This window comes from Pseudoxanthomonas sp. 68-E7 (assembly GCF_057773145.1).
This window is the reverse complement of sequence record NZ_JBYMTI010000006.1, coordinates 213727-233543: the sequence shown is the minus strand read 5'-3', so window position 1 is coordinate 233543 and position 19817 is coordinate 213727. Positions and strand designations below refer to the sequence as shown.

Below are 19817 nucleotides of genomic sequence, written 5' to 3'. Positions count from 1 at the left end.
CCGATATCTGAATCGCTTCCCCGCTAGCACTGAATAGTTGCATCGCCACCGGTCACATGCCTGTGATTCAACGCGGCTGGGAAGGCCGTGCTCATCTCCCCCGGCTGTTCTCGAAGGTCCGCTCCTGGCCGAAAGGAGACACTGAGCATTACGCTGTCCAAAAAAAGCCCCGCAAACGCGGGGCTTTTTTGGCTTGTTATGCCAACTCAAGCAAACGGATCCTGCAGCGTCATCGTATGGTCGCGGTCCGGGCCGGTGGAGACAATGGCCAGCGGGCAGCCGGACAGTTCTTCCAGGGCGCGCAGGTAGGCGCGGGCGGCCGGGGGCAGCTTGTCCCATTCGGTGATGCCGTGGGTGGTTTCGGACCAGCCCGGGAATTCCAGGTAGACCGGCTCGCATTCTTCCCAGCCCTGGGCGTCCAGCGGGGCGTACTCGGTTTCCTTGCCGCGGTAGCGGTAGGCGATGCACATCTTCAGCTTTTCCATGCCGTCCAGCACGTCCAGCTTGGTGATGCACAGGCCGGTGATGCCGTTGATGGCCACGGCGCGCTTGAGCGCGACAATGTCGATCCAGCCGCAGCGGCGGGGACGGCCGGTGGAGGCGCCGTATTCCTGGCCGCGGTCGCGGATGCCCTGCCCCACTTCGTCGTCCAGTTCGGTCGGGAACGGGCCGCCGCCCACGCGGGTGGCGTAGGCCTTGGCGATGCCCAGCACGTAGTCGATGGCGTCCGCGCCCACGCCGCTGCCGGCCAGCGCGCCGCCGACGGTGGTGTTGGAGCTGGTGACGTAGGGATAGGTGCCGTGGTCGATGTCCAGCAGGGCGCCCTGGGCGCCTTCAAACAGCACGCGCTTACCCTGCTTGCGCAGGTCGTGCAGGATGCCGGCCACGTCGGACTTCATGGGCTGGACGTATTCGCCGAAGGCCAGCGCTTCGTCGTAGACCTGCTGGAAGTCCACCGCGTCCACGCCCAGGTATTTGGTGAGCACGAAGTTGTGGTAATCCAGCGCGCTGCGCAGCTTCTCGGCCAGCTGGTCGGGGTAATGCAGGTCGGCGATGCGGATGCCGCGACGCGCCACCTTGTCTTCATAGGCCGGGCCGATGCCGCGGCCAGTGGTGCCGATGGCCTTGCCGCCGGCGGCCTTTTCGCGGGCCTGATCCAGGGCGATGTGATACGGCATGATCAGCGGGGCGGCCGGGGAAATCTTCAGGCGCGAGCGCACGTCCACGCCGCTGGTTTCCAGCTCTTCGATTTCCTTCTTGAGGGCGGCCGGGCTGATGACCACGCCGTTGCCGATCAGGCACAGGGCGTCGGGCCGCAGGATGCCGGAGGGAATCAGGTGGAGGACGGTCTTCTTGCCGTTGATGACCAGGGTGTGGCCGGCGTTGTGGCCGCCCTGGAAGCGGACGACCGCACCGATTTCCTCGGTAAGCAGGTCGACGATTTTGCCTTTGCCTTCATCGCCCCACTGGGCGCCGAGCACGACGACTGACTGACCCATGACGGGTAACTCCTTCGCTTGTTGGCGACCATCGGGGCCGCCGGGATGGGCCGGACCGGGCGCGGCGTTACCGATGCGGGCCGTCTCCATCGGGGAGGGGTCCACTACGCTGTGCCCAGACACGGAAAAAGCCGGCGGGGTTGGCTCTGGCGAGCGCCCGTCCGGCTTTTGTGCATTATCCGGGTTTTGGGTGAAGGGGGCTACCCCGATTGGCTGAACGGGGGGAAATCCGGCCAGGTGCCCGGCCTCGCCTGCCCGGTAGAAGCGGCGCAAGCCGCGACCGTGTGCCCCTTGCCGCCGGCTGGGTTATCGACTTCCTGGATTTGCTGCTTCTGTCTGGATTTCCGGTCGCGGCTTACGTCGCTCCTACCGGGACATCGGAACCTCAGTGGCGCAGCCACCACAGCAGGGTCAGGCCGGCGACCAGGACCAGGCCGCCGGCCTGGCGGATCTGGGCATCGGGCAGGTTGAGCAACTGCAGGGCCAGGCGCTTCCACAGCCCCGGCGAGACCAGCAGGAACAGGCCTTCCAGGACGGCGACCAGGCAGAGGGCGGACCAGAGATCGGGCATGGGGGGCCGGGATTGGGGATTCGGGATGGGAGATTGGGAAAGGCGGCGCTGACGGACAACTCCGGAAGTCTCGGGGCCGGTCCTCAACAGGGGGACGTCCCCTCAACCTCCCAGCGACCGGGATCCGCCGTTACGAATCCCGAATCCCCACTCCCCAATCCCGGAGCGACCGCGTCAGCGGTCGCTCTTGAGGTACTGCAGGAACGGATCGTCCTTGTCCAGGACGATCACGCTGTTGCCGTCGGCGAAGGAAGCGCGGTAGGCGTCCAGGCTGCGCTGGAAGGCGAAGAACGCGGGGTCCTTGTTGGCGGCGGAGGCGTAGATGCGAGCGGCTTCGGCGTCCCCTTCACCACGCTGGCGCTGGGCGTCGCGCTCGGCTTCGGCCACCAGCACGGCCTGATCGCGATCGGCCTGGGCGCTGATGGTGCGGGCCTGCTCCTCGCCTTCGGCGCGCAGCTGGCTGGCGACCTGCTTGCGCTGGGCGCGCATGCGCTCGTAGACGTCGGTGATGACCTGGCTGTCGGTGGGCAGGTCAATCTGCTTCAGGCGCAGATCGGTGATGCGCATGCCCAGGGTGGCGGCGCCCTCGTTGATGCTCTTGAGCTGGGCGGTGACGATCTGGTTGCGATCGCCAGAGACCAACTGGGTGAGCGTGCGGGCGTTGATTTCGTTGCGCAGCGAGTCGGTGATGATCGGCGCGAGGCGATCATTGACCAGCTTTTCGTCGCCGCCGGTGGCGCGGTAGAACGCGCGCACGTCGGAGATATGGCCCACGGCGAAGAAGTCGATGCTGACGTCCTTGCGCTCGGAGGTCAGGTAGCGCTCGGGCTGGGTTTCCAGCACCTGGAAGCGGCGATCGAACACGCGCGCGGTTTCCACCAGCGGCCACTTGAAGTGCAGTCCCGGCGGAATGTCGGCGCGGGCCACGCGGCCCAGGTTGAGGACCAGGCCGGTCTGGTCCTCACGCACGACGTACACCGAGCCCATCAGGCCTAGCACGATGGCGACCAGCAGCGCCACGATTGCGGGAAGTCTCATCGTCCACTCTCCTCACGTCCGGCCGGTCGCGCGGGACGCTCGGCACTGCGCAGCGGGGTTGTCGCGCTGCTTTCCACGGCGGGCATCACCACTTCCGGAGCCGGGGCGGGTGCGGTATTGGCACCGGCCTGCGCCGGCATCGGCAGGTAGATCAGCTGACGGCTGTCGCCACCGACGACCTTGCGGTTGTTCTGCTGCAACACCTGCTCGACGGTTTCCAGCCACAGGCGCTTGCGGGTGACGTCGGGGGCGTTCTTGTACTGTTCCTGCAGCAGCGAGAACCGATCCGCGTCACCCTGGGCGCGCGCCACCACGGCGGCCTTGTAGCCTTCGGCCTCGGTGCGGGTGCGGGCGGCGGTACCGCGCGCCTCGGGCACGATGCGGGCGGCATAGGCGCGCGCTTCGTTGACCAGGCGATCCTTGATCTGCTGGGCGGAGTTGACCTCGTCGAAGGCCGGCTTCACTTCTTCCGGCGGACGCGCGTCGGGCAGGTTGAGTTCGGTTACCACCAGGCCGGTCTTGTAGGCATCCAGCGAGGCCTGCAGGCGCTCCTTGGCCTGGCTGCCCAGCGGGCCGCGCTCGCCGAGCACGGTGTCCAGATCCGAACGGCCGACCTGCTCGCGCACCGCGCTCTGCGCGGCCTGCTGCAACACGTCATCGGCATTGCGCGAGCCGTACAGGTACAGGCGCGGGTCGGCGATGCGGTACTGCACGTTGACCGACACGGTGACGATGTTCTCGTCGCGGGTCAGCACCGGCATGGTGTTGCTGAAATTCTTGATCTCGGTGGCGTTGACCTTGGTGACGCTTTCAATCGGCCACGGCCACTTGAAGTTGGGTCCCGGCTGCATGACGCGGGAGAACTGGCCGAAGCGCAGGACCACGCCGCGCTGCTGTTCGCCGATCAGCTGGAAGCTGGAGAACAGGACGACCAGCAGCAGCGCCACGCCAATCCAGCGCAGGGGGCCGTTGCCGTCGAAGGAGCCACGCAGGCGATCCAGCAGGTCGCCGAGGCCGCCGCCACTGTTGCCGCCGCGGGGATTCCAGCCCCGTCGGTTGTCGTTGTTGCCGTTTCCGCCGCCGCTGCCAGAGCCGCCGCTTCCAGGGGTGTTCCAGGCCATGCCCACTCCGTCGTCAATGATGCGTGGGCCGAAACCGACGCGTTTCCGATTCTACAAGATAGGGCCGCCCTGCCGCCGGACAAGGGCTGAAGGGCATGGGGCGGGCGGTTTTTCGCCGGGTGGGTGGCGGTGGGATGCGGAGTGGTTTGCGGGGCGGGTGGGATATCCGGTCGCGATTGACGTCGCTCCTACAGGGGCCCTACCTGCCCGCTCCCACGCGAGCCCGCACCGTTCTCGCGGATTTCTGTCAGAAGGTGTCTTCGACAGGTTCGGGGAGCAGGGTTTCCAGCGCGTGGCCGCCCGCCTCGGCGGCCAGACGGCGCGCGTCGGCCAGGGCCATGTCCAGATCCAGGTGCCAGCCGGTTTCGTCGTGGCGTTCGCCGCGCACCGCGCCGAGCGCGTGCAGGCGCGAACGCAGGCGCGCCGAACGTTCGCCCAGGTGCACGGTGCCGATGATCCGTTCCAGCCCGAGCTTCTGCGCCAGCGCCTCCTTGAGCACGTCCAGCCCGGCCCCGTCGCGCGCGGAAATCCACACGCGCTCGTGGCCCTCGTTGGGTTGATCGTGGCGCGGCGCGGCGCCCTCGATGCGATCGATCTTGTTGAACACCAGCAACTGCGGAATGTCGCCGGCGCCAATGGCCTGCAGCACTTCGTCGACCTGGGTGACGCGTTCCTCGCGCAGCGGATCGGCCGCGTCGATGACGTGCAGCAGCAGGTCCGCCTCGCGCGCTTCGGACAAGGTGGAGCGGAACGCGGCGACCAGTTCGTGCGGCAGGTCGCGGACGAAGCCGACGGTGTCGGCCAGCACTACGCCGCCGCCAGGGAGTTCGATGCGGCGCACCGTGGGATCCAGAGTGGCGAACAACTGATCGGCCGCGTAGGCCTCCGCGCCGGTCAGGGCATTGAACAGGGTGGACTTGCCGGCGTTGGTGTAGCCGACCAGGGCCACGCGCGGCAGTTCGCTGCGCACGCGGGCGCGGCGCATCTGGGTGCGCTGCACTTCCACTTTCTCCAGCCGCTTCTGCAACTGCTCTACCCGTTTCTGCAGCAGGCGGCGGTCGGTTTCCAGCTGGGTTTCACCCGGGCCGCGCAGGCCGATGGAACCACCCCGCTGGCGCTCCAGGTGGGTCCAGCCGCGGACCAGGCGGGTGGCCATGTGTTTGAGCTGGGCCAGTTCCACCTGCAGCTTGCCCTCGTGGCTGCGGGCGCGCTGGGCGAAGATGTCCAGGATCAGGCCGGTGCGGTCCAGCACGCGGCGCTCCAGGTACTTCTCCAAGTTGCGTTCCTGGCCGGGCGAGAGCGGATAGTTGACCAGCACCAGATCGGCGCCGGTGGCCTCGGCCGCGGCCTTGATTTCTTCCAGCTTGCCGCTGCCGATCAGGGTGGACGGATTGGGCCGGTCGATGCGGGCGGTGAGCAATGCGGCGATGGTGGCGCCGGCGGAGCGGGCCAGGTCGGTGAACTCCTCCGAGGCGCCATCATCCGGCGGGCCGCCGGCGTGGGGCTGGATCAGGAGGGCGTGTTCGCCTTTGCGGGAACGTTCGAACATGGGGAAGCGGTTTGGACTCGATGTCAGGGAGGATCCGGCCGCCGTGGCGCCCGGATCCCATTACATGGGGGCGCCGACCCCCGATTTCACCCTGGAATCTTCACCGGTTTCCCGGGTGGTTACTCGGTTTCTTCTTCTTCGCCCGGCGCGCCGCCCTCATTGGACTGCACGTAGCCGCCTCCCGGTCCCACGCGCACGTTGCGCGCCGGCACCACGGTGGAAATGGCGTGCTTGTAGACCATCTGGCTGACGGTATTGCGCAGCAGGACCACGAACTGGTCGAACGATTCGATCGTGCCCTGCAACTTGATGCCGTTGACCAGGTAGACCGAAACCGGCACCCGCTCGCGGCGCAGAGCGTTCAGGAAAGGATCCTGCAAGGATTGCCCCTTGGACATTGTGGCGAACTCCCGAAGTGTCGCTTATAGGAATAATTGTGGTGTTTCCGGGTCCGCGCGCTTGGTATCCCCTGGCGGCCCGGCCCCCGATGTTACACAACCGGGGCGGTTTGACCAGCTACACAGCGCCCAGAAACTGCCGTCGGGCCCGCTCCAGGGCGGCCGAATCGCGCCCCGGATCGAACCAGCGGGCGTCCAGTTCGCCCCGCAGCCAGGTCAGCTGGCGCTTGGCGAGCTGGCGGGTGGCGAAGATGGCGCGATCGCGGAATTCTGCCGCGGAAGTGGTCCCGTCCAGGTGTTCCCAGGCCTGGCGATAGCCCACCGCGCGCACCGCCGGCAGGTCCAGCGGCGCGACCACGGCCTGCATGCGCGGCAGCGCGCGCAGGCGCCGGACCTCGTCCAGGAAACCCTCGGCCAGCATGGTGTCGAAACGTTGTTCGATGCGCGCATGCAGCACGGCGCGCTCGGCCGGCGCCAGCACCAGCTTGAGCACCCGGAACGGCAGCCGCGGCGGCCCCGGTTCGCGCTGCCACTGGCTGATCGGCTTGCCGCTGAGCCGATAGACCTCCAGCGCACGCTGGATGCGCTGCGGATCGGTGGCGTGGATGCGCGCGGCGGCGGCGGGGTCGACCCGTGCCAGCTCCGCATGCAGGGCCGGCCAGCCCCGCTCGACCGCTTCGGCGGCCAGCGCGGCGCGGGTGTCGGGATCGGCTTCCGGCATCGGCGCCAATCCCTCCAGCAATGCGCGGAAATACAGGCCGGTGCCACCGGCCAGAATCGGCAGCCTGCCGCGCGCGGCGATGTCGGCCAGCGCGGCGCGCGCGTCGGCGGCGAACTCGGCCGCCGAGTAGGTCTGCCACGGATCCCGCGCATCGATCAGGTGATGCCGCACCTGCGCCTGCATCGCCGCATCCGGCTTGGCCGCGCCGATATCCAGGCCGCGATACACCAGCGCCGAATCGATGCTGACGATCTCGCCACCGCAGCGCTCGGCCCATTCCATCGCCAAGGCCGTCTTGCCCGAGGCGGTCGGGCCCATCAGGGCAATGGCGAGCGGGCGGGTATCGGCGGGCATGGGTTGGTTGGGGATTCGGGATTGGGGATTGGGGATTGGGTAGGGGAAGGTGGCTTTTTTATGTCCCCCTTTTGAAAAAGGGGGATTAAGGGGGATTTGCTTTTGGTGCGAAAAGCAAGAGCTTTTCAACCGCCGAATGGCGGGTCAATCCCCCGTCACCTGCTTCGCAGGTGCCCGCCCCCTTTTTCGCTCTCAACAGCCGAATGGCTGATCAAGGGGGCCAAGAAGCGGGCAAGCCCCTCAATCCTCATCCGGCCAGCGAATCGTCGGCGCGGCCGGTTTCGCGCGCGGTTGCGGCACCGCGGCCACCGCGTTCCACACCTTGAGCGCATCGACGGTTGCGGCCACGTCATGCACGCGCACGATCGCCGCGCCGCGCTGCGCGGCAATCAGGTGCGCGGCGACCGAGGCGGCGACGCGTTCACTGGCGACGTCACGGCCGGTGAGTTCGCCCAGGCTCCGCTTGCGCGAGAGACCCGCCAGCACCGGTACGCCCAGTTCGACGAAACGCTCCAGTTGCGCCAGCAGCGCCAGGTTGTGCCGGGTGTTCTTGCCGAAGCCGAAACCCGGATCGACGAGGATGTTTTTCTTGGCGATGCCGGCCATTTCGGCGGCGAAGATGCGCTCGGCGAGGAAGCGGTGCACCTCGCCCACCACGTCGTCGTAATGCGGCGCGTCCTGCATCGAGCGCGGTTCGCCCTGCATGTGCATCAGCACCACCGGCACGCCGAGCGCGGCGGCGGCTTCCAGCGCGCCTTCACGACGCAGCCCGTAGATGTCGTTGATCATGCCGGCGCCGGCCTGCACCGCCGCGCGCATCACTTCCGGCTTGAACGTATCGATGCTGATCGGCAGCGCGGTTTCCTTCGCCAGTCGTTCGATCACCGGCACCACCCGCCGCAGTTCTTCCTCCACCGGCACGTCGGCCGCCCCCGGACGGGTCGATTCGCCGCCGATGTCGAGAATGTCCGCGCCCGCTTCCGCCAGCTTCAGGCCATGCGCGACCGCCGCCTCCAGGGTGTCGTGCGCGCCGCCGTCGGAGAACGAATCCGGGGTGACGTTGACGATGCCCATCACCTGCGGGCGATCGAGCTTGAGAATGCGGCCGGCGCAGTCGAGTTGCGGCGTGGTGTCGAACATCAATCGGGATCCTTGGGTTTGCGGGAAGCGGCGGCGGCGGACAGCCCCCCGCCAATCGCCACGCCGAGGGCCAACCACAGGGCCAGGTTGCCGGTGGCGACACCGACCGCGGCGCCGATGGCGATGCCCAGCGCGATGGCCACGCCGGGATTGGGTTTGAAGTTCTTCATGGAAGACTCCTTCGCGCGACGGGTCGCCCGATGCGGCCCATTATCCACGCAAAACAAAAGACGGCCGAAGCCGTCTTTCGTGACCTTCCGAAGGCAACCTGGACTCAGGTCTGCGCGGCCGGACCGCCCAGCGGCGGCAGCGGGCGCGATTCCGGCTTGTCGCCGTCCTTGCCCGACTTGCCCCAGCCGGCCGGCGGCGGCGGCTCGCGGCCTTCCATGATGGCGTCGATCTGCGGCGCGTCGATGGTCTCGTACTGCAGCAGCAGCTGGGACATCGCATGCAGCTTGTCGAGGTTCTCGGTCAGGATGGTCTTGGTGCGCTGGTAGGCGCGATCCAGGATGCTCCGGACCACTTCATCGATGCGGCGCGCGGTCTCGTTGGAGACGTTCTTGTGCTGGGTGACCGAGCGGCCCAGGAAGACTTCGTCCTCTTCCTCGCCGTAGGCAATTGGCCCCATCTCGTCGCTCAGGCCCCACTTGGTGACCATGTTGCGGGCCATCTTGGTGGCACGCTCGATGTCGTTGGAGGCGCCAGTGGTGACCTTGTCGGTGCCGAAGATCAGTTCCTCGGCCACGCGGCCGCCGTACAGCGAGCACAGCTGCGATTCGATGGCGACGCGGTTGAGGCTGTACTTGTCGCCTTCCGGCAGGTACATGGTCACGCCCAGCGCGCGGCCGCGCGGGATGATGGTGACCTTGTAGACCGGGTCGTGTTCCGGCACCAGCCGACCGACGATGGCGTGGCCGGCCTCGTGGTAGGCGGTGAGGGTCTTCTCGTCCTCGCTCATGGCCATCGAGCGGCGCTCGGTGCCCATCAGGATTTTGTCGCGCGCGCGGTCGAAGTGATCCATGCGCACTTCCTTGGCGTTCTCGCGGGCGGCGAACAGCGCAGCCTCGTTGGCCAGGTTGGCCAGGTCGGCGCCGCTGAAGCCGGGGGTGCCGCGTGCGATCACCATCGGCTCGACGTCGTCGGCCAGCGGCAGCTTGCGCATGTGCACGCGCAGGATCTGCTCGCGCCCCTTCACATCGGGCAGGCCCACCACCACCTGGCGGTCGAAGCGGCCTGGGCGCAGCAGCGCCGGGTCCAGCACGTCCGGACGGTTGGTGGCGGCGATGACGATCACGCCCTCGCCCCCCTCGAAGCCGTCCATCTCGACCAGCAACTGGTTCAGGGTCTGCTCGCGCTCATCGTGGCCACCGCCGAGGCCGGCGCCGCGATGGCGGCCGACCGCGTCGATTTCGTCGATGAAGATGATGCACGGCGCGTGCTTCTTGGCCTGCTCGAACATGTCGCGCACGCGGCTGGCGCCGACGCCGACGAACATTTCGACGAAGTCGGAGCCGGAGATGCTGAAGAACGGCACCCGCGCTTCGCCGGCGATGGCCTTGGCCAGCAGGGTCTTGCCGGTGCCGGGCGGGCCGACCATCAGCACGCCGCGCGGAATCTTGCCGCCGAGCTTCTGGAACTTGCCGGGATCCCGCAGGAACTCGACCAGTTCACCGACTTCCTCCTTGGCCTCGTCGCAGCCGGCGACATCGGCGAAGGTGATCTTCACCTGGTCCTCGCCCTGCAGCTTGGCGCGCGACTTGCCGAAGCTCATGGCGCCCTTGGCGCCGCCGCCGCCCTGCATCTGCCGCATCATGAAAATCCAGAAGCCGATGATCAGCAGGACCGGCAGGAAGTTCAGCAGGATCATGCCCAGGCTGATGCCCGATTCCGGCGCATCGCGGGTGATGGTGACGTTCTTGTTGACCAGCTGATTCACCAGTTGGTCGTCGACCGGGCCATAGACGGTGCCCGTCTGGCCATCGGCGCGCTTGTATTCAATGGCGTTGGTGGTGAGGTTGCCGTCCTTGGTGAAGCGCACCGAGGACACGCGGCCGTTGTCGACCTCGCGCAGGAACTCGGAGTAGGTCACCTCGCCACCACCGGCGCCGGCGCCCATCTTCGGCGAGAAGCTCTGGAACACCACCATCAACACGACGGCGACGACTACCCACAGCAGCAGATTCTTGGTCAAGTCGTTCATCCTCATCGGCCCCGCCGTTCCTCTTTCACGATATCCACGTTAAGCCACCTTACTTCATCCGGGCACGCTTGCCCTGCCCCAGCGCATAGACTTCCGGCGACCGCTTGCGCGAGGCGTCCGGCTTGCGGATGACCACCTTGTCGTACCGGCGCCGCATTTCCTTGACGTAGTCATCGAAACCGGTGCCCTGGAACAACTTGATCAGGAACGCACCGCCGGGCTTGAGGTGGCCATCGGCGAATTCCATCGCCAATTCGGCCAGGTACATCGCCCGCGGCTGGTCCACCGCGTCCACACCACTCTTATTGGGGGCCATATCGGACAGCACAAGGTCCACCGGCTGCCCGCCCAGCATTGACTCCAGCTGGGATAACACGGCCTGTTCCCTGAAGTCTCCATGAAGGAACTCGACCCCGGCCAGTGCCGGCATGTCGAGGATATCCATGGCCACGACCCGGCCGTGGTCGCCCATGGCCTGGCGGACGAACTGGGACCAGCCGCCGGGGGCGGCGCCCAGATCCACCACCACCATGCCCGGCTTGAGCAGGCGGTCGCGTTCGAGCAGTTCTTCCAGCTTGTAGGCGGCGCGCGAGCGCATGCCCTCGGCCTGCGCCTTTTTCACGTAGGGGTCGGAAAAGTGTTCGCGGAGCCAGCGTTGGCTGCTTTTGCTGCGGGTGGCCATGGGGCGTCAATCTCCGCCGGCCTTGCGACAGCGGGCGGAACGGCGGCGGGAAAGGCCGCCATGATACCCTGAACGCCCTTCCCCACCCTGATTTGTGCATGCCCGTCGTTCTGACCTCCGCCCAGACCCGTTTCCTGCGTGGCCAGGCCCATGACCTGAAAGCGCTGCTGCAGATTGGCGGCAAGGGGGTCACCCCGGCGTTCATCGCCGAACTGGACGGCGTGCTGGAGCACCACGAGCTGATCAAGGTGAAGGTGGCGGGTGAAGACCGCGAGGCCCGCGACGCGATGATCGCCGAGCTGGTCGAGCAGACCGGTTCGGCGCTGGTCCAGCGCATCGGTCATACCGCCGTGCTGTACCGCCCCAGCAAGGAACGCCGCCAGATTGTCCTGCCGCGGGCCTGACGCCCTGCCCGGCTCCGAGTCGCCCCCATGCAGCTGAGCCACGAACTCCCCGATTACGCCTATACCCTGCGCGCGGCCGATGGTCGCAGCGCCAAGGTCAACGACCGCGTGCTGACCGCCAGTTTCGTGCTGTCGCCGTCCGAGCTGCGCGAAGACTGGGGTCCGCGCGATGTCGCCTCGCTGACGCCCGAGGACCTGGCTCCGCTGCTGGCGATGCAGCCGGAGGTGATCCTGCTGGGCACCGGCGATCGCCAGGTATTCCCGCCGGCCGCAGTGCTGGCGGCCGGGCTGACCCGCGGCGTGGGCATCGAGGTGATGACCAACGCCGCCGCCGCCCGCACCTTCAACGTGCTGGCCGGCGAATCGCGCCGGGTGGTGGCCGGTTTCCTGCTGGATGCCTCCGCCGCGTGAATCGGCGGCGGGCGCTGATCGCGCTGCTGTTCCTGGTCCTGCTGGCCGCCTGCCAGCGTGACCTTTTCAACGCGGAAACCGAGGAATCACGCTTCCAGCGGTGGCAAAGCGCGCATGCTGCCGAAGCCGGGGCTTACCGGACCTGGCTGGAGGCCCAGGGAATGGCCGACGTCGCCCCGCTGTCCTCGCTGCTGAGAACGTCGCGACGCTGGCGCCAATGCGACCTTCCCGAGTTCGCCGTCCCGCCACGCGCGCAATGGCCGCAGCTGTTGCCGACCCTCAGGCTGTTGCGGCAGATCCAGAGCGAAGGATTGCTGGATGGCCGGTGCATCCGCTCCGGCTGGCGCGATGCCCGCAACAACCAGTGCTCGGGCGGGAGCTCGCGCAGCCAGCACCTGGCCAATCGCGCGCTCGACCTGGATCTGGATCCCGCGGTGCCCCCGGCGCGGCTGTGCGGCTACTGGCGCCGGCACGGACCGGACTCGGCGATGGGGCTGGGTTTCTACTCGCCCGAACGCATCCATATCGACACCGCCGGATTCCGCACCTGGGGCACGGATCATCGCCGTGGCACGTCGCTGTGCATTCAACCGAAGTGATGCGGGCTTCCGCGCGATTGCCGCCGGACGATGCGGATCAGCGCATCGGTCGCAGGCGCACGAACAGGCCGAAGTGATCCGAGGCCCAGGTGCCATCGGCATCGGCGCGCTCGAACAGGATGCGCGCCTCGTCCACCCGGAATGCATCGGTCTGGAAGAACACGTGATCGATGCGCTGCGCCGGATGTCCCATGTGGGGATTGAGCGTGGTATGCGCGGGCGCGTCCACGTCCTGATCCGGATGCGCGGCGCGGTAGGCGCTGCTGAACCGCGGTGACAACGCCGCCAGCTCGGGCGTGCCGTCACCGGTATTGAAGTCGCCACCGATGATGGCCGGCGCCTGCTCGCCGGTGCGATCGATGAAGGCCAGCACGTCCGCGATCTGGCGCGCGCGGATGGCGCCGCCTTCGGGCTTGTAGTGCAGATGGGTGACGTAGACGTTGAGCGGCCGACCGTTGAACTCGGTGCGGACCCAACCCGCCACGCGGTAGTCGTCCAGGGGCTGCAGCTTGATCACATCGCTGGCGTCGATGGCATGACGGGTCAGGATGGCGTTGCCGTAGCGATGCGCCTGCCCTTCCGGATCCACGGAGAAGAAGCGGTACTGGTAGCCCAGGCGTTCGGCCAGGCGCTGCGCCTGGTTGACCAGGCCCGGATCCTGCAAAACCTCCTGCAACAGGATCACGTCCGGTTGCCGCCGCGCCAGCTCGCGCACGATGAGGTCCTGGCGGCGTGGCCAATCCTGCTTGTCGTGCCAGAGGTTGAGGGTGACCACATCGAGCGTGGGCGTATCGGCGGACACGGTCGTCGCGGCTTCGCCACGCGCCGGTGCCTGCGCGCAGGCGGTCAGGACGACCAGCAGGACGGGAGCCAGAATGCTCGCGAACAGCCGCTTCATGGCACGCCCTTCAGCGGGCCGGCAGGTACTGCTGCGGATCCACCGGCTTGCCGTTGTAGCGGATCTCGAAGTGCAGCATTTCGCGCGAGGCGCCCGAGCTGCCCATTTCGGCGATCTGCTGTCCGGCCTTCACGTTCTGGCCTTCGTTGACCAGCCGCTTGCGGTTGTGGCCATAGGCCGACAGCCAGGCCTCGCTGTGCTTGACGATGATCAGTTCGCCGTAGCCGACCAGACCGGCGCCGGAGTACACCACCACGCCATCGGCGGCGGCACGCACAGCCTGGCCGCCGGAGCCGGCGATGTCGATGCCCTGCTTGGTGGCATCGCCGGCGACGAAACGTCCGATCACGTGGCCATCCGCCGGCCAGCGCCAGTTGAAACCACTGCTCACGGGTGCGGGCTGCGGCGGGGGCGGCTTGGGCGCGCTGGTGGGCGGCGGCGTCGCAGGGCGCGGCGGGGTGCCCGTGGCGACGGTACCGGTCGCCGGGCGGCTGCCGGAGGATGGATACAGGCGCAGGCTCTGGCCGGGATAGATGGTGTAGGGCGATCCGATGCCGTTCCAGGCGGCCAGATCGCGGAAATCGATGCCGTTGCGGAACGCGAGGCCGTAGAGGGTGTCGCCACGCTGCACGCGCACGGTCTGCCCGTACTTGGGCTGCGACACGATCCGGCCACCACCCGAGGAACCGGTCTGCCGGACCACGGTGCTGTGGCAGGCCGCCAGGCCCACCATCACCGCGACGCTCAGAACTAGGGCACGCGTGGCTTTGGTCATCCGTTCACTCACCTTCTGTGGAACTCGGGAATCAGGTGGAGGCGCGCCAGATCAACCAGCCCACCAGCGCCACCACCAGTGCGGTGGCGATCCAGCCGACCGGCTCGATCCAGCGGCGCAGCGCCGCCTCGGCGCGCGCCCCGCCCAACCGGATCGCGATGCCTAGCAGGTAGACCCGCTTGCCGCGCCCGATGAGCATGCTGAGCACGTATTGCAGCATAGGCACGCCGACGATACCCGACGCCCACGTGAATACCTTCATCGGGATGGGCATGAAACCACCCAGCACCAGGAAGGTGAAGACGGCCCACGGCGACTCGACCATCTTGGCCTTGATCAGGTCGATGCCCGCCTCGATGCCGTCGAGCATGCCCAGCGCGGCGAACAGCGGCTTGAGCGCCTCGAAGGCGTAGTGGCCCAGCGCATAGCCGACCAGGGCGCCGGCCATCGAGCCGAGCAGGCTGAGGGTGGCGAACCACAGGGATTTCCTGGGATTGGCCACGCACATCGGCGCCAGCATCACTTCCGGCATCACCGGGAAGATGATCGCCTCGACGAAACTCAATCCGGTCAGCAGCGCGGGCGCGCGCGGATGCCGGGCCCACAGGATCGCACGCTCGTACAGCGGTTTGAAAATCTGCATCCGCGATCAGTCCAGGGTGCCGGACAACAGGGGGACGAACACGACCGGCGCCAGGGTTTCTTCCTGCATGCTGCCGTCTTCGCGTTTGGTGAGCTTGACCAGCGATTGCGAACCGGAACCACCGACCGGCGCGATAAGGTGGCCGCCCACGGCGAGCTGTTCGATCAGCGCATTGACCAGCGCCGGAGCGGCGGCGGTGACCAGGATGCCGTCGTACGGCGCATGTTCCGGCCAGCCGATGCGGCCGTCGTCATGCTTGCTGCGCACGTTCATGCCCAGCTGGCGCAGGCGCTTGCGCGCCTGGCGCAGCAGATCGCCGATGCGTTCGACGGTATAGACCTCCAGGCCCAGGGCGGCCAGCACCGCGGCCTGGTAGCCCGAGCCGGTGCCGATTTCCAGCACCTTCTTCGGCGCGCCCTGCAACAGGGCTTCGGTCATGCGCGCGACCACCCACGGCTGGGAGATGGTCTGGCTGTGGCCGATCGGCAGCGCGGTGTCCTCGTAGGCGCGCGTGGCCAATGCCTCGTCGACGAACAGATGGCGCGGCACCAGCCGGATCGCGTTGAGCACGGTCTCGTCGCGGATGCCGGATTCGCGCAGGCGCTCGACCAGGCGATCGCGTACGCGCTGCGAGGTCATGCCCATGCCCACGGCTTCCGGTTGCAGGCGCAGCCGCGGGGTCATGCCGGGTTCTCCAGCGACGAGGTCAGGCCGTCGACCCAGCCGGCGACCTTTTCCAGCGCCTGGTAGCGGGTCAGGTCGACGTGGATCGGCGTGATGGAAATGTTGCCCATGCGCACGGCATGGAAATCAGTGCCGGGGCCGGCGTCCTGTTCCGGGCCGGCCGGGCCGATCCAGTACACGGTGTTGCCGCGCGGATCCTGCTGGGCCAAGCAGGGCTCGGAGCGATGGCGATTGCCCAGGCGGGTGACCTCGAAACCTTGCACCTCGCTCCACGCGCGGTCCGGCACGTTGACGTTGAGGATGGTGTCGGCCGGCAGCGGATCGGCCTTCAGGCGCGCGACGATCTCCACCGCGGCGCGCGCGGCGGTCTCGAAATGGCGCGGCTCGTGATTGCGCGTGACCAGTGACATCGCCACCGCCGGCAGGCCGAGGAAGCGCCCTTCCATCGCCGCCGACACGGTGCCGGAGTAGATCACGTCGTCGCCGAGATTGGCGGAATTGTTGATGCCCGAGACCACGATGTCCGGCTCGAACTCGAGCATGCCGGTGAGCGCCAGGTGCACGCAGTCGGTCGGCGTGCCGGCGACGCTGCAGGTGTAGTGATCGATCCGCTTGAGCCGGATCGGCAGATCCAGGGTGAGCGAATTGCTGGCGCCGGAACGGTCGCGATCCGGCGCGATGACGAACACCTCGTGGCCGGCCTCGCGCAGCCCTTCCGCCAGGACGCGGATACCGGGGGCGTCGACGCCGTCATCGTTGCTGACAAGTACGCGCATGTGCTTCCTCGGGGGATGGCCCATGATACCGGAAGCGGCTGACCGCTTCCCGCGCTTGCGTCACGCGCCCGCCGCGCTACGCTGTGGCGCATGTCCGATCCCCCCGAAGACGACGACGCCGCCTTGTTCCGCCAGGCCATCGGCGAGGTGAAACCCCTGGCCGACGCGGCCCCGCCGCCACGCCGGCCCAGGCCGCGCCCGGCCGCGCGGATGGCCGAGCGCGATGAGGTGGATGCGCGCAGCGAATTCCAGCGCGGGCTGGACGATCTGGCGCTGCTGGAGGCCGGTGACGTGCTCAGCTTCCGCCGCGACAACGTGCCGCCGCGGGTGTTCCAGCGCCTGCGCAAGGGCCAGTTCTCGGCCCAGGACGAACTGGATCTGCATGGCGCCACCGCCGCCGAGGCCGAGCGCCTGCTGCGCCAGTTCATGCTGGAAGCCCATGCGCACGAGCATGGTTGCGTGCGCATCATCCATGGCAAGGGCCGTCGCAACGAGCGCGAGATTCCGGTGCTGAAGAACCTGGTGGATCGGCTGTTGCGCCAGCGCGGCGACGTGCTGGCGTTCCATTCGGCGCCGGCCGCGCAGGGCGGCACGGGCGCGGTGCTGGTGTTGCTGGCGCGGCGCTGACGACTCCGGTTGGGCAGACGCGTCACCGGCCACGCGGCCGGTGACGGCTATGGCGCGGATTCGGAATCGCGCCCGGCCTCGATGACCTCGCCCAATTCGTGTAGCAGCGCGGTGGCGTAGCTGCCCGGTGGCAGCGCGAAGCCCAGCGACAGAACGTCGTCGGCGAGCCATTCCCAAGCCAGTCCCTGGGGGCGCAGACGCAGCGCGCGGCGTTCCTGGCGCAGTTCGGCCTGCTCCAGCCCGCCGCGCAACCGCATTGCGGTGTCGTCGGCCAACGCCGTCAGTTCAAGTTCGCGGCACGCGTCGGCGCTGCGCAACTCCCCAGCGCCCCATAGCGGGCCGCTGGGGTGGATGTCGAACGCCGCCAGCCGCTGCGCCAGCACGTCGCTCCACGGTTCCGGCCCGAACACGCTGCGGCTGCCATCGAGCATCCACACTTCGCCGTCGATGCCCCGGTTCCAGTTGCCGGCGGCGATGCGCGCGCCCAGCACCCGGTTGAACAGTTCCGAGCGCGCCGCCGACAGCAGCATCGAACGCTGATCGCGACGCACGCGGCGGCCGCCGAACATCGCCAACGCCGCGGCGACATTGCCGCCGTCGCGACCGAAGCGCTGTTCGCCGAACCAATTGGGCAGTCCCTGCGCGGCGATATCCGCCAGGCGCTGTTCAATGGCGCGGCGTTCGCCAAGCATTTCGCGCAGCACCAGCACGAAACGATTTCCCGCCAGCGCGCCGCGCGGCAGTTTACGATTGTGCCAGGTCGATTCCAGCACCAGAAAATCGTCCGCGTTCAGGGCTGCGATGTCGGGCGCGTTGCGCTTGGGCAGGTGCACGCTGAAACGCTGGCGGGTGACCGCGTGGCGATCCTTCAGGCCGGCGTAGCCGATCGCCATTTCCGGCAGTCCGGCCCATGCCGCGATGCGTTTGGCGGCGAAGGCGGTGTTCATGCCGCGCTTCTGCACGGTCAGCAGCAGGTGCTCGCCCTCGCCGGTCGGTTCGAAACCGGGCAATTCCTCGACGAAGAAATCCTCCGGCGCGGCGCGGAAACGCGCCTGCAGCACCGGCGGACCGAATGCGCGCGGCAGATCCGCGCTCATGCCCACACCAGCAGCACCGCCGCCTGCGCGGCGATGCCCTCGCCACGCCCGGTGAAGCCCAGCTTCTCGGTGGTGGTCGCCTTGACGCTGATCGCATCCAGCGCGATGCCGAGATCCTCGGCGATCGCGGCACGCATCGCGTCCGCATGTGGTCCGACCTTGGGGCGCTCGCCGATCACGGTGATGTCGGCGTTGCCGACCCGCCAGCCGCGTTCGCCGATCAGAGCGTTGCAATGGCGCAGGAAGTGCCGGCTGTCCGCGCCTTTCCAGCGCGGGTCCGAGGGCGGGAAATGCCTGCCGATGTCGCCCAGGGCCAGCGCGCCGAGGATGGCGTCGCACAGCGCGTGCAGGACCACATCGCCATCGCTGTGTGCCAGCACGCCACGGTCGTGCGGCACGCGCACGCCGCCAAGCATCAGGTGATCGCCATCACCGAAGGCATGGACGTCGAAACCCTGGCCGATGCGGATGGAAGGAAGGTCGGGCATGTACGCGGTCCTGCGGGTAAAGGGGTCATCGGGCGAAACGGATTCTCGCACCCGCGAATGCGGCGGCGGCTCAACGCCCGCGCTGGGCCAGCACGAACTCGAACCGCGCCAGATCCGCCGGGGTGGTGATCTTGAAATTGTCCTCGGCGCCTTCGATCAGCAACGGGCGCAGGCCCTGCCGTTCCATCGCCATCGCCTCGTCGGTGACTTCGATGCCCGCTCCGGCGGCGCCTTCCAGCGCGCGTTGCAGGTGCAGGCGGCGGAACAACTGCGGGGTGAACGCGCGCCACAGCCGCGCGCGCGGTTCGGTGCCGTCGATGCCGCCGTCGTCGCCGGCGCGCTTGAGGGTGTCGCGCACCGGCGCGGCGAGAATCGCGCCGACCGGATCGTTGCGGCCGCGTTCCAGCAATTGCGCCAAGTCGGCCAGCGCCAGGTTGGGGCGGGCGGCATCGTGCACCAGCACGAAGTCATCGGCGCGCACGTCGTCGGGCAGCGCGTTCAGCCCGGCCAGCACCGATTCGGCGCGGGTCGCGCCGCCGGTGCAGGTGAGCAGCGGCCGGCCGGCGAACGAGGTCCAGCCCGGCCAGTCGGGATCGTTGGCGGAAATCGCCAGCACCGCGCCGAGCACCGCATCGTGCGCGAACAGCGCCGCCAGCGTGTGTTCCAGCAGCAATTGGCCACCGACCCGCAGGTATTGCTTGGGTACCTCGCCGCCGAAGCGCGTGCCGCGCCCGGCGGCGGGAATGACCGCCCAGATCCCGGCCATCAGGGCTGGTGCTCCGCTTCGACTACGGGTGCCGGTTCGGCCGCCGCGTCGCCCTCTTCTCCGGAGGCGGGCGGCGGCGGTACCGGCGGGGTCGGTTCCACCACGCGGTAGAACTTCTCGCCGGGCTTGATCATGCCCAGTTCGCTGCGCGCGCGTTCCTCGACCGCCGCCTCGCCGGACTTGAGGTCCTCGACTTCGGCGGCGAGCGCGTCGTTGCGTTCCTGCAGCCCGGCGTTTTCGCGCTTCTGCACGATCACCTGGCTTTCCAGGGCGACCACCTCGCCGGAACTGCCTGCGCCGAACCAGAACCGGTACTGCAGCCATGCCAGCAGCAGTACCAATACCAGCAACAGCCAGACCAGTCGGCGCATACGGC

General features: G+C 68.1%; 24 protein-coding genes. 4 read left to right on the top strand and 20 right to left on the bottom strand.

The features are described from left to right. Positions 1-206: 206 nt before the first annotated feature. From AC3DE2_RS15950 to rlmE, 11 genes are all read right to left on the bottom strand, one after another. Positions 207-1499, bottom strand: a complete 1293-nt coding sequence (locus AC3DE2_RS15950) for an adenylosuccinate synthase (protein ID WP_440469360.1) — start codon at positions 1497-1499, stop codon at positions 207-209. A 385-nt stretch (positions 1500-1884) separates the two neighbouring features. Further along, positions 1885-2070 carry a DUF2065 domain-containing protein gene (locus AC3DE2_RS15945; RefSeq protein WP_488427000.1) on the bottom strand — a complete coding sequence of 62 codons (186 nt, stop codon included), beginning with the start codon at positions 2068-2070 and terminating at the stop codon, positions 1885-1887. A gap of 174 nt (positions 2071-2244) precedes the next feature. Then, the gene (gene hflC, locus AC3DE2_RS15940) at positions 2245-3108 is read right to left on the bottom strand and encodes a protease modulator HflC (protein ID WP_454570321.1); all 864 of its coding nucleotides are present in this window, start codon (positions 3106-3108) and stop codon (positions 2245-2247) included. Continuing rightward, entirely contained in the window at positions 3105-4229 is a 1125-nt protein-coding gene (gene hflK, locus AC3DE2_RS15935) for an FtsH protease activity modulator HflK (RefSeq protein WP_488426999.1), read from the bottom strand. Before hflK ends, hflC begins: the two co-directional genes overlap by 4 nt. A 247-nt stretch (positions 4230-4476) precedes the next feature. Further along, complete coding sequence (hflX, locus tag AC3DE2_RS15930) at positions 4477-5778, bottom strand: ribosome rescue GTPase HflX (RefSeq protein WP_488426998.1); 1302 nt, start codon at positions 5776-5778, stop codon at positions 4477-4479. Between the two features lie 119 nt (positions 5779-5897). After that, the gene (gene hfq, locus AC3DE2_RS15925; protein ID WP_295374471.1) at positions 5898-6176 is read right to left on the bottom strand and encodes an RNA chaperone Hfq; all 279 of its coding nucleotides are present in this window, start codon (positions 6174-6176) and stop codon (positions 5898-5900) included. A 118-nt stretch (positions 6177-6294) separates the two neighbouring features. Beyond that, positions 6295-7251 carry a tRNA (adenosine(37)-N6)-dimethylallyltransferase MiaA gene (miaA, locus tag AC3DE2_RS15920; RefSeq protein WP_488426997.1) on the bottom strand — a complete coding sequence of 319 codons (957 nt, stop codon included), beginning with the start codon at positions 7249-7251 and terminating at the stop codon, positions 6295-6297. A 240-nt stretch (positions 7252-7491) separates the two neighbouring features. Further along, positions 7492-8391, bottom strand: coding sequence for a dihydropteroate synthase (folP, locus tag AC3DE2_RS15915; protein ID WP_488426996.1), 900 nt, complete (start codon positions 8389-8391; stop codon positions 7492-7494). After that, positions 8391-8561 carry a glycine zipper domain-containing protein gene (locus AC3DE2_RS15910; RefSeq protein WP_295374464.1) on the bottom strand — a complete coding sequence of 57 codons (171 nt, stop codon included), beginning with the start codon at positions 8559-8561 and terminating at the stop codon, positions 8391-8393. Before AC3DE2_RS15910 ends, folP begins: the two co-directional genes overlap by 1 nt. A gap of 104 nt (positions 8562-8665) precedes the next feature. Next, positions 8666-10591: an ATP-dependent zinc metalloprotease FtsH gene (gene ftsH, locus AC3DE2_RS15905; protein ID WP_488427096.1), complete on the bottom strand. Its 1926-nt coding sequence runs from the start codon at positions 10589-10591 to the stop codon at positions 8666-8668. 49 nt (positions 10592-10640) lie between these two features. Continuing rightward, positions 10641-11273 (bottom strand): 23S rRNA (uridine(2552)-2'-O)-methyltransferase RlmE, encoded by a 633-nt coding sequence (gene rlmE, locus AC3DE2_RS15900; RefSeq protein WP_488426995.1) that lies wholly within the window; start codon positions 11271-11273, stop codon positions 10641-10643. Between the two features lie 98 nt (positions 11274-11371). On the opposite strand from rlmE, the gene yhbY reads away from it, so the two are divergent. The 3 genes from yhbY to AC3DE2_RS15885 are packed head-to-tail and all read left to right on the top strand — an operon-like array spanning position 11372 to position 12687. Next, positions 11372-11677, top strand: a complete 306-nt coding sequence (gene yhbY, locus AC3DE2_RS15895; RefSeq protein ID WP_295374458.1) for a ribosome assembly RNA-binding protein YhbY — start codon at positions 11372-11374, stop codon at positions 11675-11677. A gap of 27 nt (positions 11678-11704) precedes the next feature. Beyond that, positions 11705-12088, top strand: coding sequence for an Mth938-like domain-containing protein (locus AC3DE2_RS15890; RefSeq protein WP_295374454.1), 384 nt, complete (start codon positions 11705-11707; stop codon positions 12086-12088). Next, entirely contained in the window at positions 12085-12687 is a 603-nt protein-coding gene (locus AC3DE2_RS15885) for a D-Ala-D-Ala carboxypeptidase family metallohydrolase (RefSeq protein WP_488426994.1), read from the top strand. The genes AC3DE2_RS15890 and AC3DE2_RS15885 overlap by 4 nt, the downstream gene beginning before the upstream one ends. 37 nt (positions 12688-12724) lie before the next feature. On the opposite strand, the gene AC3DE2_RS15880 is transcribed toward AC3DE2_RS15885, so the two are convergent. Genes AC3DE2_RS15880 through surE form a run of 5 tightly spaced genes read right to left on the bottom strand, consistent with a single transcriptional unit; the run spans position 12725 to position 16463 of the window. Next, positions 12725-13585: an endonuclease/exonuclease/phosphatase family protein gene (locus AC3DE2_RS15880; protein ID WP_488426993.1), complete on the bottom strand. Its 861-nt coding sequence runs from the start codon at positions 13583-13585 to the stop codon at positions 12725-12727. A gap of 10 nt (positions 13586-13595) precedes the next feature. Further along, positions 13596-14372: a peptidoglycan DD-metalloendopeptidase family protein gene (locus AC3DE2_RS15875; protein WP_488426992.1), complete on the bottom strand. Its 777-nt coding sequence runs from the start codon at positions 14370-14372 to the stop codon at positions 13596-13598. Positions 14373-14391: 19 nt separating this feature from the next. Beyond that, the gene (locus AC3DE2_RS15870) at positions 14392-15003 is read right to left on the bottom strand and encodes a YqaA family protein (protein WP_488426991.1); all 612 of its coding nucleotides are present in this window, start codon (positions 15001-15003) and stop codon (positions 14392-14394) included. A 6-nt stretch (positions 15004-15009) separates the two neighbouring features. Beyond that, positions 15010-15687 (bottom strand): protein-L-isoaspartate(D-aspartate) O-methyltransferase, encoded by a 678-nt coding sequence (locus AC3DE2_RS15865; RefSeq protein ID WP_488426990.1) that lies wholly within the window; start codon positions 15685-15687, stop codon positions 15010-15012. Next, complete coding sequence (surE, locus tag AC3DE2_RS15860) at positions 15684-16463, bottom strand: 5'/3'-nucleotidase SurE (RefSeq protein WP_488426989.1); 780 nt, start codon at positions 16461-16463, stop codon at positions 15684-15686. The genes AC3DE2_RS15865 and surE overlap by 4 nt, the downstream gene beginning before the upstream one ends. 90 nt (positions 16464-16553) lie before the next feature. On the opposite strand from surE, the gene AC3DE2_RS15855 reads away from it, so the two are divergent. Then, entirely contained in the window at positions 16554-17090 is a 537-nt protein-coding gene (locus AC3DE2_RS15855; RefSeq protein ID WP_488426988.1) for a Smr/MutS family protein, read from the top strand. A 47-nt stretch (positions 17091-17137) separates the two neighbouring features. On the opposite strand, the gene truD is transcribed toward AC3DE2_RS15855, so the two are convergent. From truD to ftsB, 4 genes are all read right to left on the bottom strand, one after another. Next, positions 17138-18193: a tRNA pseudouridine(13) synthase TruD gene (gene truD, locus AC3DE2_RS15850; RefSeq protein WP_488426987.1), complete on the bottom strand. Its 1056-nt coding sequence runs from the start codon at positions 18191-18193 to the stop codon at positions 17138-17140. Then, complete coding sequence (ispF, locus tag AC3DE2_RS15845; RefSeq protein ID WP_488426986.1) at positions 18184-18675, bottom strand: 2-C-methyl-D-erythritol 2,4-cyclodiphosphate synthase; 492 nt, start codon at positions 18673-18675, stop codon at positions 18184-18186. Before ispF ends, truD begins: the two co-directional genes overlap by 10 nt. Positions 18676-18745: 70 nt before the next feature. Beyond that, positions 18746-19444, bottom strand: a complete 699-nt coding sequence (gene ispD / locus AC3DE2_RS15840) for a 2-C-methyl-D-erythritol 4-phosphate cytidylyltransferase (protein ID WP_488427095.1) — start codon at positions 19442-19444, stop codon at positions 18746-18748. Beyond that, positions 19441-19812, bottom strand: coding sequence for a cell division protein FtsB (ftsB, locus tag AC3DE2_RS15835; RefSeq protein WP_488426985.1), 372 nt, complete (start codon positions 19810-19812; stop codon positions 19441-19443). Before ftsB ends, ispD begins: the two co-directional genes overlap by 4 nt. Positions 19813-19817: the final 5 nt, after the last annotated feature.

What these genes read in the sequence shown, in the direction of transcription:
- AC3DE2_RS15950 (WP_440469360.1), bottom strand. Translation starts at nt 1,499, where the DNA reads ATGGGTCAGTCAGTCGTCGTGCTCGGCGCCCAGTGGGGCGATGAAGGC.
- AC3DE2_RS15945 (WP_488427000.1), bottom strand. Translation starts at nt 2,070, where the DNA reads ATGCCCGATCTCTGGTCCGCCCTCTGCCTGGTCGCCGTCCTGGAAGGC.
- hflC (WP_454570321.1), bottom strand. Translation starts at nt 3,108, where the DNA reads ATGAGACTTCCCGCAATCGTGGCGCTGCTGGTCGCCATCGTGCTAGGC.
- hflK (WP_488426999.1), bottom strand. Translation starts at nt 4,229, where the DNA reads ATGGCCTGGAACACCCCTGGAAGCGGCGGCTCTGGCAGCGGCGGCGGA.
- hflX (WP_488426998.1), bottom strand. Translation starts at nt 5,778, where the DNA reads ATGTTCGAACGTTCCCGCAAAGGCGAACACGCCCTCCTGATCCAGCCC.
- hfq (WP_295374471.1), bottom strand. Translation starts at nt 6,176, where the DNA reads ATGTCCAAGGGGCAATCCTTGCAGGATCCTTTCCTGAACGCTCTGCGC.
- miaA (WP_488426997.1), bottom strand. Translation starts at nt 7,251, where the DNA reads ATGCCCGCCGATACCCGCCCGCTCGCCATTGCCCTGATGGGCCCGACC.
- folP (WP_488426996.1), bottom strand. Translation starts at nt 8,391, where the DNA reads ATGTTCGACACCACGCCGCAACTCGACTGCGCCGGCCGCATTCTCAAG.
- AC3DE2_RS15910 (WP_295374464.1), bottom strand. Translation starts at nt 8,561, where the DNA reads ATGAAGAACTTCAAACCCAATCCCGGCGTGGCCATCGCGCTGGGCATC.
- ftsH (WP_488427096.1), bottom strand. Translation starts at nt 10,591, where the DNA reads ATGAACGACTTGACCAAGAATCTGCTGCTGTGGGTAGTCGTCGCCGTC.
- rlmE (WP_488426995.1), bottom strand. Translation starts at nt 11,273, where the DNA reads ATGGCCACCCGCAGCAAAAGCAGCCAACGCTGGCTCCGCGAACACTTT.
- yhbY (WP_295374458.1), top strand. Translation starts at nt 11,372, where the DNA reads ATGCCCGTCGTTCTGACCTCCGCCCAGACCCGTTTCCTGCGTGGCCAG.
- AC3DE2_RS15890 (WP_295374454.1), top strand. Translation starts at nt 11,705, where the DNA reads ATGCAGCTGAGCCACGAACTCCCCGATTACGCCTATACCCTGCGCGCG.
- AC3DE2_RS15880 (WP_488426993.1), bottom strand. Translation starts at nt 13,585, where the DNA reads ATGAAGCGGCTGTTCGCGAGCATTCTGGCTCCCGTCCTGCTGGTCGTC.
- AC3DE2_RS15870 (WP_488426991.1), bottom strand. Translation starts at nt 15,003, where the DNA reads ATGCAGATTTTCAAACCGCTGTACGAGCGTGCGATCCTGTGGGCCCGG.
- AC3DE2_RS15865 (WP_488426990.1), bottom strand. Translation starts at nt 15,687, where the DNA reads ATGACCCCGCGGCTGCGCCTGCAACCGGAAGCCGTGGGCATGGGCATG.
- surE (WP_488426989.1), bottom strand. Translation starts at nt 16,463, where the DNA reads ATGCGCGTACTTGTCAGCAACGATGACGGCGTCGACGCCCCCGGTATC.
- AC3DE2_RS15855 (WP_488426988.1), top strand. Translation starts at nt 16,554, where the DNA reads ATGTCCGATCCCCCCGAAGACGACGACGCCGCCTTGTTCCGCCAGGCC.
- ispF (WP_488426986.1), bottom strand. Translation starts at nt 18,675, where the DNA reads ATGCCCGACCTTCCTTCCATCCGCATCGGCCAGGGTTTCGACGTCCAT.
- ftsB (WP_488426985.1), bottom strand. Translation starts at nt 19,812, where the DNA reads ATGCGCCGACTGGTCTGGCTGTTGCTGGTATTGGTACTGCTGCTGGCA.